Source organism: Pseudomonas sp. IT-P218 (assembly GCF_949767605.1).
GTDB classification, from domain to species: domain Bacteria; phylum Pseudomonadota; class Gammaproteobacteria; order Pseudomonadales; family Pseudomonadaceae; genus Aquipseudomonas; species Aquipseudomonas putida_AE.
The window spans coordinates 44,456-56,880 of the sequence record NZ_CATKQQ010000022.1; the positions used below are offsets into that span (position 1 = coordinate 44,456).

Genomic DNA, 12,425 nt, shown 5'->3' on the forward strand with positions numbered 1-12,425 from the left:
CAGCTCCTACAAGGGCGCTTTTGCCTTGCGTTTGGGGGTGCCCGCCGGTTTGCGCTTGGCCGGCTTGCGCTTGTTTTTCCACGGCGTCGCACCGCGCCCCGCAGGGCTGGCAGGACCGCTGATGGTCAGGCTCAGGCCGGCGCAGCGGCTGACTTGTTTGCTCATCCAGGCCGCCTGCTTGGTGACGAACTCGTCCAGGCTCATTTCTCCGCTCTGCACCATGTCCAGGGCTTGCTCCCAGATGGCCGTGGTGCCGGGGTCGGCGATGGCGCGCGGGACCGCGTCGATCAGGCTGAACGCGGCCGGGGTCGCCGCCAGCGCCTTGCCGTTCTTGATCAGGTAGCCACGGTCGAGCAGGCCCTGGATGATCGAGGCGCGGGTCGCTTCGGTGCCGATGCCGGTGGTGTCCTTGAGCTTTTGCTTGAGCAAGGGATCTTCCACCAGTTTGGCGACGTTTTTCATGGCCTTGATCAGGTCGCCCTCGGTGAACGGCTTGGGCGGTTGCGTCCAGAGGTCCTTGAGTAGCACGTCGGCCACCGCGCAATCGAGCCCTTCCCGCAGGCTGGGCAGGGTTTGCGGGGCGGGGGCCTCGCGGCCCTTGGCCGGTGCGAGGGCTTCGGGCAGGGCGCGTTTCCAGCCCGGTTCGACGATTTGCTTGCCCACCGCCCGCAAGGCCTCGCCGGCGCAGTCGAAGTCGGCCTGGGTGCGGTCGAACTCGTGGTTGGGCAGGAACTGCGCCAGGTAACGGGCGCGGATCAAGGTGTAGACCGCGCGCTGCTTGCCCACCAGGCGATCGAGGTTTTTCGCCGCGGCGGTGGGGATGATGCCGTGGTGCGCGCTGACCTTGGCATCGTTCCAGGCCCGTGAACGGCGCTGGGGTTCCAGGTAGTCGTGCAAGGCGTTCAGTGCCGGATCGGCCTGGCGCAGCGCTGCGAGGATGCCCGGTGCTTCGCTGTGCTGGCTGAGGGGCAGGTAGCCGCAGTCGCTGCGCGGGTAGGTGATGACCTTGTGGGTTTCGTAGAGCGCCTGGGCGATGTCGAGGGTTTCCTGGGCTCCGAGGCCGAGCTTTTTCGAGCAGACTTCCTGCAAGGTGCCGAGATCGAAGGGCAGCGGCGCCACTTCGCGCATCCGCTCGGTGCGCAGCTTGACCACCCTGGCGCTGGCGGCGGTGCGCATGGCCTCTGCCGCCCGTTGCGCCAGGGCCTGGTTGAGGCAGCGGTCCTGGTCGTCGCACACGTCGGAGGCGGCCCGCCATTGGGCGGTGAAGGTGCTGCCGTCGTGCAGCAACTGCACCTCGACAGCCCAGTAGGGCACGGGCACGAAGTCGGCAATGCTGCGGTCGCGATCCACTACCAGGCGCAAGGTAGGCGTCTGCACCCGGCCGACCGGCAACACGCCCTGATAACCGGATTGGCGTCCCAGCAAGGTGAACAGCCGGCTCATGTTCATGCCGATCAGCCAGTCGGCCCGGGAGCGTCCCAGTGCCGAATGATAAAGGCTGAAGGTCTGCGCACCGGGCCTGAGTGCGGCGAGGGCCTTGCGGATCGAGGCATCGTCCAGCGCCGACAGCCACAAACGCTGGATGGGCCCGCGATAGCGGCAATGTTCGACCAGTTCCCGGGCGATCATTTCGCCCTCACGGTCGGCGTCCGTGGCAATCACCAGCTCGGACGCTTCGCCGAGCAGGCGCTTGACCGCCTTGTACTGGCTGGCGGTGCGCGGCTTGACGGTCATTTTCCATTTGTCGGGAATGATCGGCAGGTCGGCCAGCACCCAGCGCTTGTAGCGCGCGTCATAGGCATCCGGGGGCGCAGTTTCCAGCAGGTGGCCGATGCACCAGGTTACCGTGACGTCCGTTCCCAGCCAGCAGCCGTCACCGCGCCGCCGCGCGCCGAGCACGGCCGCAATGTCTTTGGCCTGGGAAGGTTTTTCACAGAGGTACAGCCGCATAACCACCATCGTCGATCAGTGTCCGGGAGGAGCACAGGATGGCGGGAGTCGGGCGCGAGAGCAATCTTTATCTGTATGGATGTACAGCAAAAGCGTTGCACGTGGTTACCCAACCGGATGAATCCGTTCGGCTGCGCAGTCGTCGCAGGTCCGCAACTTGGGTTATACCTGATAAACCGAGATTTCCGGGGCGTTGTGCAGCCCTGCTGTTACAGGTCCATCACCGTGAGAGGTGCGCATTCCATGAAAAGCTCCGGTCCCAGCCCTGTCATCACCATCGCCGAGCAGCCCGGCTGCCTGTTGGTGAAATTCCACGGCTTTCAAGTGGCAGCGTCCGCTCGTGCGCTGGTGCTGCTGGAAGCCAATTACCCTCCGGTGTACTACGTGCCGCGTGAGGACATCGACGAAAAGTATTACGCCCGTACCGACCACACCAGCTATTGCCCGTACAAGGGCGATGCCAGTTATTTCAGTTTGCAGGTGCCGGGACATGAGGGCGCCAATGCGGTGTGGAGCTATGAGAACCCCAAGGTGTCGGTCAGGCAGATCCAGGAGTATGTGGCGTTCTATCCGGATCAGGTGACGTTTGAGTTGATTGATATTGATGAGTGAGTTCGCGGGCAAGCCGGGGAAGGCGGTCTTGAACCTTTCGCTGGTCTTTCGGGCCCCATCGCTGGCAAGCCAGCTCCTACAGTGGGATCGGGTGTAGCCGTGGGAGATTGTGCGGATGTGAGGGCGTCTTCGCTGGCAAGCCAGCTCCTACAGTGGATGGGGTGCGGCCGTAGCGGCTATAGGTCCGCCTTCGCCGGCAGTTGGTTCCTGCAGGCGAAGGCTCATTGAGGGTTTACGTCAGTTTTTATCAAGGTCGACGTTACGCGTCTCACGCAGGCACAGCAGCCCCACCACCAGGCTCACCCCGGTGATCACCACCGGATACCACAGCCCGTAGAAGATATCGCCGGTATAGACCACCAGGGCAAACGACACCGTCGGCAGGAACCCGCCGAACCAGCCGTTGCCGATGTGGTAGGGAAGGGACATCGAGGTGTAGCGGATGCGGGTCGGGAACAGTTCGACCATCAGCGCCGCCAGCGGGCCGTAGCACATGGCGGAGATGATGATCAGGGCGACGATCAGCGCCACGATCATCGGCTTGTTGATCTGCTGCATGTCGGCCTGTTGCGGGTAACCGGCCAGGGTCACCGCGCCACGCAGGGCCGCTTCGTCGAAACCGTCGATCTTCACGTCACCGACACTGACCTGCACGCCACTGCCGGCCGGGGCCGCTTCGCTTTGATACGGCAGGCCCTGCTTGACCAGGAAGGTCTTGACCTTGTCGCAGGGGCTGTCAAATTTCGCCTTGCCCACCGGGTCGAACTGGAAGGTGCAGGTGGCCGGGTCTGCCAGCACGGTGATCGGGGCCTGGCGGCTGGCCTGGTCGATAGCCGGGTTGGCGTAGTGGGCCAGGGTCTTGAAGATCGGGAAGTACAACGCCGTGGCGAGCAGCAGGCCGAGCATCAGCACCGGTTTGCGCCCGACCTTGTCCGACAGCCAGCCGAAGAAAATGAAGAAGGGCGCGCCGATGGTCACACTGACGATCAGCAGCCCGTTGGCCACGGCGGGGTCCATTTTCAGGAATTGGGTGAGGAAGAACAGCACATAGAACTGCGCCGCGTAGAAGGTCACCGCTTGCCCGGCGTTGATGCTGAACAGGGCGATCAGGACCACCTTGAGGTTTTCCCACTTACCGAAGGAATCGCGGATCGGCGACTTGCAGAGCTTGCCTTCCTCTTTCATTTTCACGAACGCAGGCGACTCGTGCAGGCTCAGGCGAATCCAGGTCGAGATGCCCAGCAGGATGATCGAGAACAGGAACGGAATGCGCCAGCCCCAGACTTCGAACTGATCGCCCGTGAAGTACCGGCAGCCGAGCACCACCAGCAGCGACAGCAACAGGCCCAGGGTGGCGGTGGACTGGATCCAGCTGGTGTGGAATCCGCGTTTGCCCATTGGCGCGTGTTCTGCCACGTAGGTCGCGGCGCCGCCGTACTCACCCCCCAGTGCCAGGCCCTGGAGCATGCGCAGCACCACGAGGATGATCGGCGCGGCGATGCCGATGCTCGCGTAGGTGGGCAGCAAGCCGACGCAGAAGGTGGCCAGGCCCATGAGCACGATGGTGGCGAGGAAGGTGTACTTGCGCCCGATCATGTCCCCCAACCGGCCGAACACCAGGGCACCGAACGGCCTGACGATGAAACCGGCGGCAAACGCCATCAGGGCGAAGATGAACGCCGTGGTGTCGTTGACCCCGGCGAAGAACTGCTTGCTGATCACCGCCGCGAGGGCGCCGTAGAGGAAGAAGTCATACCACTCGAAGACCGTCCCGAGCGACGAGGCGAAGATGACTTTCTGGGTTTCCTGGCTGGTGCCCGCGCTGCGCACGGCTTCCAGGGGTTGAACGTGTTCTGACATATCGGTATCCCTCACAGTGATTGTTTTTGTTGTTCCACTGTCGGCGCCGGCCTTGTGGGCGGGTGCCGCTACTGTCGATGCGGGTGTACGCGTTCCCTGTGGGAGCCCGCCTGCCGGCGATGGCGGCGAATCAGGCGACATTGACGTTGACTGATCCACCGTAATCGCCAGCAAGCCGGCTCCTACATGTCCGTGTGAGTGCGTTCAGGCGTTTGTGACCAGTTCCTCTGTCTCGGTGATGCTCCTTGTGGCGGGGTTAAGGATCAGTTGTGCGGCTTTCTCCGCGATCATCAGCGTAGGCGAACAGGTGTTGCCCGAGGTGATGCGCGGCATGATCGAGGCGTCGGCGATGCGCAGGCCGGGGATGCCGTGCACGCGCAGTTCGGCATCGACCACCGCGTCCGCGTCATTGCCCATGCGGCAGGTGCCGACGGGATGGAAGATGGTGGTGCCGATCCGCGCGGCGGCTTCATGCAGCTGTTCTTCGGTTTGCAGGCTGTCGCCGGGCAGGTACTCGACCGGCTTGAACGCCTTCAAGGCTGGTGCGGCAACGATGCGCCGGGTCAGGCGAATGGCATCGGCGGCAACGCGCAAGTCCTCGGGATGGCTGAGGTAGTTGGGCTGGATCAGGGGCGCCTGCTGCGGGTTGGCTGACTGGATCTCCACCCGGCCCCGGCTTTGCGGGCGCAGGTCGCAGACCGAGGCGGTAAACGCCGGGAAGGCATGCAGCGGTTCACCGAAACGCTCCAGCGACAGCGGTTGCACGTGGTACTCCAGGTTGGCCGAAGTCTGCTCCGGCCCCGAGCGGGCGAATGCCCCCAGTTGGCTCGGCGCCATGGACAACGGGCCGCTGCGGTCATACAGGTAGCGCAGGCCCATGCCCATCTTGCCCCACAGGCTTCCCGCGATCTGGTTCAGGGTGCGGGCGTTTTCCAGTTTGTAGATCAGGCGCAGTTGCAGGTGATCCTGCAGGTTGCCGCCAACGCCGGGCAGTTCATGCGCGACGCCGATGCCCAGGCGCTGCAACAGCGGGCGCGGACCGATGCCGGAACGTTGCAGGATGCTCGGTGAGCCGACGGAACCTGCGCACAGGATGATTTCCTTGCGCGCCTTGAAGGTTTTCGCCTGACCTTGCCAACGGGCGCTGACCGCCGAGGCGCGAGCGTTTTCCAGCAGCACGCGGTCGACCTCGACGCCGGTCAGCACCGTCAGGTTGGGGCGCTGGCGAATCGGCTTGAGGAACGCCTTGGCGGCATTCCAGCGGATGCCGGCTTTCTGGTTGACCTGGAAGTAGCCACAGCCTTCGTTGTCGCCCTGGTTGAAGTCGTCGATTCGGGCAATGCCGCTCTGCTCGGCGGCGCTCTGGAAGGCATCGAGGATCGGCCAGGACAGGCGCTGGCGTTCCACCCGCCAGTCGCCGCTGGCGCCGTGAAAATCTGATTCGCCGGCAAAATGGTTTTCGCTTTTCTTGAACAACGGCAGCACGTCTTGCCAGCGCCAGCCGGGGTTGCCCTCGGCCGCCCAGCCATCGTAGTCGCCGGCCTGGCCGCGCATGTAGATCATGCCGTTGATCGACGAGCAGCCACCGAGGACCTTGCCGCGTGGGTAACTCAGGGTGCGGCCCTGCAGGCCGGGTTGCGCCTCGGTCTTGAAGCACCAGTCGGTGCGTGGGTTGCCGATGCAGAACAGGTAGCCCACCGGGATGTGGATCCACGCATAGTTGTCGCGACCGCCGGCTTCGAGCAGCAAGACGCGGTGTTGCGGGTTGGCCGACAGGCGATTGGCCAGCAGACAACCGGCGGGACCGGCCCCGACCACGATGTAGTCGTATTCATCAAGGGAAGCGTGCATCCCTGACCTCGCTTGTTGTTCTTGTTGGAGTTCATCCTAGTTGTTAGCTTTCGTTTAAAGAATGTTAGTTTTTACCCAGCTGCTGTGCGTTTTTAAACAACGCTGACCTAAGGATGGACGATGTTCGACTGGAATGACCTGCGCTTCTTTCTCGAGCTCCAGCGTAGCGGGCGTTTGCTCACCGCCGCGCGCCGCTTGAACACCACCCATGCCACCGTGGCGCGGCACATCGAGGCCATTGAAAAGAGCCTTGGCACGGCACTGTTCGTGCAGCATGCCCAGGGTTACGAGCTGACCCCGGCCGGCGAAGCCTTGCTCAAGCACGCCGAGGCCATGGAGAACGTCGCGCTGCTGGCGCAGGAAGAAATTACCCAGTCCACGGCGCCGCTGGGCAAGATCCGCGTGGGGGTGACGGAAGGGCTGGGCATCATGTTCCTCGCCAGCCGCATGAACGGCCTGTTCGAGCGTTACCCGGGGCTGGAAGTGGAGCTGGTGGCAGTGCCGCGTTTCGTCAGCATCCTCAACCGCGAGGCGGAAATCAGCATCCACCTGGAGCGCCCGGCCGCCGACATGCTGGTCACGCGCAAACTGGCCGACTATCGCCTGGCGCTCTACGCCAGCCAGGAATACCTCGATCGTTCGCCGCCGCTGCGCAATCGCGAAGACCTGGGGCGGCATGCCTGGATCGGCTACGTCGACGACTTGCTGTTCAGCCAGGAGCTGATGTTCCTCAACAGCTTCTGCCGCAACCCCCGGGTGGTCTTCCACAGCACCAGCGTCATCGCCCAGCAACAGGCTGCGCGCGCGGGCTTGGGCATCGCCGTGCTGCCGTGCTACATGGCCAGCGCCGATTCCGCGCTGGTGCCGTTGTTCCCCCAGGAGAGCATCCTGCGCAGCTACTGGATCAGCACACGCCGCGAGCTGCACAAATCGGTGCGGCTGCGGGTGATGTGGGATTACGTGGTGGAGTTGTGCGAGCGGGAGCAGGAATTGTTGCTGGGGCCCAATCCCCCTCACGGCGGGTGAAGATCCTGTCACTTGCGGGCTGGACTCGATCCATTGTGGGAGCTGGCCTGCCGGCGATGGCGGTCTTGAACATTGCGTTGATCTTTCGGGCGCCATCGCCGGCAGGCCAGCTCCCACAGTAGACCGGGTGTAGCTTTGAGGGGGCGTCCGAAAGAGCAGCGCAGGGTTCAGTAGCGCATCTCAGCCCAGTATTTCAAACGCCGTACTGGCCAGCCGCTCCCCATTCACCAGCACATGCACTGCGTGCTTGCCTGCGTAATGCCGGCGGGTGGTGAGTTCCTTGATGTGCTGGCCACGGGCGATGGCGTGTGTGGCGTTACCCGGCAGCGTCAGGGCCTTGAGCTTGAAGACCTTGGCCGAGGTGCTGCCGTTGGCCTTGACGTAATCGATGGCGTAGTCGATCACCAGACGCTGGCTGGTGTGGACCGTGGACTTGACCGCAAAGGACAGGGTGATCTTTTCTCCGAGGCCAATTACCGGCGGATTGACCTGCACGTCGATGATCTGCACTTCAGGCTTGCCGCCGGCACCTATGATTGCCAGCGCACGCAGGTTGCCCTGTTTGATCAGGCTGCGCAGGGCATGCCTGGCGATCCACGCGGTGTGCGGGTTGTCCAGCGACCAGCCCTCGATCAGCTCCAGCACCCACTCGGGATGGTCCTTGGTGATGTCGTTGAGGTGGTTGGCCACCGATTTGCGCACGTAAAGGCTGGGGTCGGCCTTTAGATTATCGAGGATGCCGGCGGCCAGGCGCGGGTCGGCCTGGATCTGCTCCAGGCGAAAGGACCACGGCAGGCGTGGCCGGCTACCTTCGCTGGCGAGGCGCCGGACATGTTCGTTGGCGTCCAGCGACCAGTCATGCATCAGCTGCAGCGAGCGCTGCAGATCGGCGCGCAGGAAATGGCGGATGGCGAATTCCGAGGAGCCGAACGCGGTGAAGTACTTGAGCGCCTCCATCGACAGTTCGAACCGGTCCGCGCCATAGGTCGCCACGTACTGCGGCAGGCACATGCTGACAAAGCCGCTGTTGAGGCGCGGGGCGAGGGCGCGCAAGAGCCCCAGCGACGCTTCATAACCGGCTGGCAGTACCGCGTGCAGGCATTCGCTGACGCGGGCCATGCGCTGCATCACTGACAACTCGGCCAGGCCGTCGTTGGCCAGTTTGAGGAATTCTTTGGCATCGAAGCCGGGATACACCGCCGTCATCTCGGCGGCGATGTGCCGCAGGCGTTCGGCGTTGAAGATTTCCTTGAGCGCGGGGGAGGCGGTATCGCCAGCCATGGTGTGATCCCTGTGATTGTGGTTTATCGCGAAGCGGCCAGATTCCTCAACCGTTCTTCGCTTGCTCTTCGAGCTGGTCCGACTCGAACAGCCGTGCCAATTCCGCCCGCGCTTCCTGCGCCGTCTGCTTGACCTTCACCGCGTCGTCGTAGATCGCATGCTGGGCTTCGAGCACCTGCTCGTCGTGATGCTTGAACCGTTTGATTCGTGCATCGGCCTGCTCGGGGGTCAGCCCCAGGCCGATCAAGGTCTGCCGGCTCATTTCCAGGCTGGAATAGAAGGTTTCGCGCACCGCGTGGGCACCCAGGTCCACCAGGCGATGCACATGCTGGCGGTTGCGCGCGCGGGCAATGATCTTGATGTGCGGATAGAGCTTGTGCACGAGCTCAGCGGTCTTGATGTTGGTGTCCGGGTCGTCGGTGGCGATGATGAAGAATTCGGCATCGCCGACCTTGGCCGCGTTGAGGATTTCAGGGCGCATCGGGTCGCCGTAGTACACCGGCACGCCGCCGAAGCTGCGCGACAGTTCGATGGTTTCAACCGAGGTGTCGAGGGCCACGAACTTGATGTTCTGCGCCCGCAGGATACGCGCAACGATCTGCCCCATGCGGCCCATGCCGGCGATCACCACCCGGGGTTCATCGGCATCGATTTCGCGAAATTGCTCCGGCACTGCCACCGGTTGTACCTTGGGGCTGGCCAGGCGGGCGCACAGCAGCAGCAACAGTGGGGTCATCGCCATCGACAGGGTGATCGCCAGCACCAGCAAGTCGTACAGGCGCGGATCGAACAAGCCATGGTCACGGCCGATCTTGAACACCACGAAGGCAAACTCGCCACCGGCGGCCAGCACGATGCCCAGGCGAATGGCGCTGATCCGGTTCAAACCGCCAGCCAGCTTGCCCACGATGAACAGCAACGGCAGCTTGACGGCGATCAGCAGCAGGGTCAGTCCCAGCACCACGATGGGCTCGCTCAGCAGCAGGCTGAGGTTGGCGCCCATGCCGACACTCATGAAGAAAAGCCCCAGCAGCAGGCCCTTGAAAGGTTCGATCTGCGCTTCCAGTTCGTGGCGATACTCGGAGTCCGCCAGCAGCAGGCCCGCAAGGAAGGCACCGAGGGCCATGGAAATGCCGGCCAGGTCCATCAGCCAGGCGGTGCCCATCACCACCAGCAACGCAGTCGCGGTGGACACTTCCGGCAAGCCGCTCTTGGCCACCACGCGGAACACCGGACGCAGCAGGTAGCGTCCGCCGACTACCACGATGGCGATGCTGATCAATACGCGCAGGCCCTGGTTCACATCGTCGGCCGCGCTGACGTTTTCAGCGCTGCCCGCCAGCAGCGGTACCATGGCAATCAATGGAATCGCGGCGATGTCCTGGAACAGCAGGATCGCGAACGCCAGGCGCCCGTGGGGGCTGGTCAGTTCCTTGCGTTCGGCCAGGCTCTGCAGGCCGAAGGCGGTGGACGACAGGGCCAGCCCGAGGCCCAGCACGATCGAGGTGTTCAGGGGTTGCCCAAACACATACAGGGCCAACGCGCCCAGCAGCGCTCCGGTCAGCAGCACCTGCGCCAAGCCGACGCCGAACACCGCCTTGCGCATCACCCACAAGCGGCGTGGCGACAACTCAAGACCGATGATGAACAGCAGCAACACCACGCCAAGTTCCGAGATGTGCGCAACGCTTTCCGTATTGCCGATCAGGCCCAGGCCCGAGGGGCCGATGATCACCCCGGCAAACAGATAACCCAGCACCGCGCCCAGTTGCAGGCGCTTGGCCAGGGGAACGGTGAGTACGGCCGCGAGCAGGAATACGACTGCGGCTTGCAACAGACTGCCTTCATGGGGCATGAGAAAAACTCCATCAACTCGGTACGGCGGTCGACAAGGATAAAGGCTGGTCTTGGGTCAACGCTATCGCAGGAGGGAAGTTTTGCGCGGGCAATGCCGCGCCGCTACAACAATTCGCCCAGGTTCCAGAGCCGTACCAGCTCAGCAGGAGCCTGGTCTTCCGGGACCTTCATCACCATTTGGTCATCCTGATCGCCTTCGCGGTAGCGCAGTTCGATCTGGTAGAAACGCTGGTCGCCCCCGCCTGCGACCGGGCTGGCCAGCGGCACGCAACCTTCAAGCAAGCTACAGATACGAGTGCGTTGATCGATACTGCATTGCGCGAATGCAATCTCCCGGGGCCGAGTCGTGGCCTGGATCGCGGCAAAGCCGCCCTGGCGAGAGAGGCGCACAACCGCCCGGTCGTCCAGTGTTGGCAGGGTTTTCATGGTTCCTCCTGTGTCGAATCGACACCCACCTGCGACCAGCCATGCTGCACTGCCAGAGCTTCCCTGGCCGTGAAGCGCCGCCGCGCGTGCTCCACGGTCAGTTCTGCAAAGGCGCTGAACGACGCCTCGCGGACCAAGCGCTTGTCGCACAGGGCGTCATACCAGATCAGCCCGGCCTTTTCCCAGGCAAAGCCGCCCAAACCCTTGGCGGCGAGGTAAAACGCCCGGTTGGGTATGCCTGAATTGATGTGCACGCCGCCATTGTCCTCCTGGGTGATGACGAATTTGCGCATGTGATCCGGTTGCGGGTCCTTGCCCAGCAGCGGGTCGTCGTAGGCGGTGCCCGGGTGGGCCATCGAGCGCAAACCGATGCCCTTGATGCGCGGTGTCAGCAAATCCGCGCCGATCAGCCAGTCCGCCTGCTCGGCGGTCTGCTGCAGTAGATATTGCTTGGTCAGGACGCCAAACACGTCCGACAGCGATTCGTTCAATGCCCCGGACTGGTCGGCATACACCAGGCCCGCTTCGCTCTCGACCACGCCGTGGGTCAGTTCGTGCGCGACCACGTCCAGGGAGCGGGTGAAACGCTCGAAGATCTCGCCATCGCCGTCGCCGAAGACCATCTGCGAGCCGTTCCAGAAGGCGTTTTCGTAGTCCTGGCCATAATGCACGCTGCCGATAAGAGCAAAACCCTTGTTGTCGATGGAGTCACGGCCCAGCACCTTCCAGAAGAAATCGTAGCTGGCTCCCAAGGCGTCGTAAGCTTCATCGACCGCCGGATCGCCGCTCGCTGCCTGGCCTTCAAGGCGTACCGGCATGCCGGGCAAGAGCATCTTGCCCTGGGCATCATGCACGCTGCGCTGTGCCTGGCCAGGTTTGCCGGGGGCTGGCAGGATCGCGGCAGCAGCAGTGCGCACCGGTGGGCCAGGCGGGTGCCACAGGGTGCGCACGTGGGCCAGCGTGCTCATGGCGCTGGAACGCTGGCGTTCAGAGCCGTGCGCGACGATACGATGCAGAATGTACGGCGGAATGAAACTGCGCAGATCGTTCATCAGAGCATCCTTTCTGAGCGCGAAATCGATACTTATTCTGAGCGGAACGGGCTCTTGCGGTTCCGCCGGTTGCCATCCGCGGCGGATTCTGCGAAAACCTGCGTCCGCGCCCGCAAGTCCAGGGCACTGTAGATGAGTTAAGAACATGAACGACGAACTGCAAATCATTGATCTTGAGCCGGGTGACGGCAAGGCCGCCGTCAAAGGCGCGCTGATCACCACCCAATACCGTGGCTGGCTGGAAGACGGTAGCGAATTCGACTCTTCCTACAGTCGAGGCAAGCCGTTCCAGTGCGTGATCGGCACCGGGCGGGTGATCAAGGGCTGGGACCAGGGCCTGATGGGCATGCAGGTCGGTGGCAAGCGCAAACTGCTGGTCCCGGCGCACCTGGCCTACGGCGAGCGCACGATGGGCAGGATCACGCCCAATTCGAACCTGATATTCGAGATCGAGTTGCTGGAAGTGCTGACGCGGGATGATGGATGAGGCATAAAAAAACGCCGCCTTCG

General features: G+C 63.4%; 10 protein-coding genes. 3 read left to right on the forward strand and 7 right to left on the reverse strand.

All coding sequences use genetic code 11. The features are described 5' to 3' along the window. Nucleotides 1-6: 6 nt before the first annotated feature. Nucleotides 7-1,950 carry a DNA topoisomerase III gene (locus tag ACM6I6_RS14400; RefSeq protein WP_414920088.1) on the reverse strand — a complete coding sequence of 648 codons (1,944 nt, stop codon included), beginning with the start codon at nucleotides 1,948-1,950 and terminating at the stop codon, nucleotides 7-9. Between the two features lie 243 nt (nucleotides 1,951-2,193). Between ACM6I6_RS14400 and ACM6I6_RS14405 the strand changes: the two genes are divergently transcribed. Further along, nucleotides 2,194-2,562, forward strand: coding sequence for a DUF427 domain-containing protein (locus tag ACM6I6_RS14405; RefSeq protein WP_272606185.1), 369 nt, complete (start codon nucleotides 2,194-2,196; stop codon nucleotides 2,560-2,562). 237 nt (nucleotides 2,563-2,799) lie between these two features. Here the strand turns inward: ACM6I6_RS14405 and ACM6I6_RS14410 are convergent, their stop codons facing one another. Together ACM6I6_RS14410 and ACM6I6_RS14415 are read right to left on the reverse strand one after the other, a co-directional pair. Then, a complete protein-coding gene (locus tag ACM6I6_RS14410; RefSeq protein WP_274076294.1) occupies nucleotides 2,800-4,422 on the reverse strand; it encodes an MFS transporter in 1,623 nt (540 codons plus the stop codon). 204 nt (nucleotides 4,423-4,626) lie between these two features. Further along, nucleotides 4,627-6,273, reverse strand: coding sequence for a GMC family oxidoreductase (locus ACM6I6_RS14415; RefSeq protein ID WP_274076295.1), 1,647 nt, complete (start codon nucleotides 6,271-6,273; stop codon nucleotides 4,627-4,629). Nucleotides 6,274-6,393: 120 nt separating this feature from the next. Between ACM6I6_RS14415 and ACM6I6_RS14420 the strand changes: the two genes are divergently transcribed. Beyond that, complete coding sequence (locus ACM6I6_RS14420) at nucleotides 6,394-7,299, forward strand: LysR family transcriptional regulator (protein WP_274076296.1); 906 nt, start codon at nucleotides 6,394-6,396, stop codon at nucleotides 7,297-7,299. Between the two features lie 180 nt (nucleotides 7,300-7,479). On the opposite strand, the gene ACM6I6_RS14425 is transcribed toward ACM6I6_RS14420, so the two are convergent. The 4 genes from ACM6I6_RS14425 to ACM6I6_RS14440 all read right to left on the reverse strand — a co-directional run bounded on the left by ACM6I6_RS14425 (nucleotide 7,480) and on the right by ACM6I6_RS14440 (nucleotide 11,915). Beyond that, complete coding sequence (locus tag ACM6I6_RS14425) at nucleotides 7,480-8,580, reverse strand: DNA alkylation repair protein (protein WP_274076297.1); 1,101 nt, start codon at nucleotides 8,578-8,580, stop codon at nucleotides 7,480-7,482. A gap of 46 nt (nucleotides 8,581-8,626) precedes the next feature. Continuing rightward, nucleotides 8,627-10,435: a monovalent cation:proton antiporter-2 (CPA2) family protein gene (locus ACM6I6_RS14430; RefSeq protein WP_274076298.1), complete on the reverse strand. Its 1,809-nt coding sequence runs from the start codon at nucleotides 10,433-10,435 to the stop codon at nucleotides 8,627-8,629. A 104-nt stretch (nucleotides 10,436-10,539) separates the two neighbouring features. Then, nucleotides 10,540-10,863 carry a protealysin inhibitor emfourin gene (locus ACM6I6_RS14435; protein ID WP_406592944.1) on the reverse strand — a complete coding sequence of 108 codons (324 nt, stop codon included), beginning with the start codon at nucleotides 10,861-10,863 and terminating at the stop codon, nucleotides 10,540-10,542. After that, nucleotides 10,860-11,915 (reverse strand): M4 family metallopeptidase, encoded by a 1,056-nt coding sequence (locus ACM6I6_RS14440; RefSeq protein WP_414920089.1) that lies wholly within the window; start codon nucleotides 11,913-11,915, stop codon nucleotides 10,860-10,862. Before ACM6I6_RS14440 ends, ACM6I6_RS14435 begins: the two co-directional genes overlap by 4 nt. A 145-nt stretch (nucleotides 11,916-12,060) precedes the next feature. Here ACM6I6_RS14440 and ACM6I6_RS14445 point away from each other — a divergent pair, with 145 nt between their 5' ends. Next, entirely contained in the window at nucleotides 12,061-12,402 is a 342-nt protein-coding gene (locus ACM6I6_RS14445) for an FKBP-type peptidyl-prolyl cis-trans isomerase (RefSeq protein WP_274076301.1), read from the forward strand. The last annotated feature ends 23 nt before the right edge of the window (nucleotides 12,403-12,425 follow it).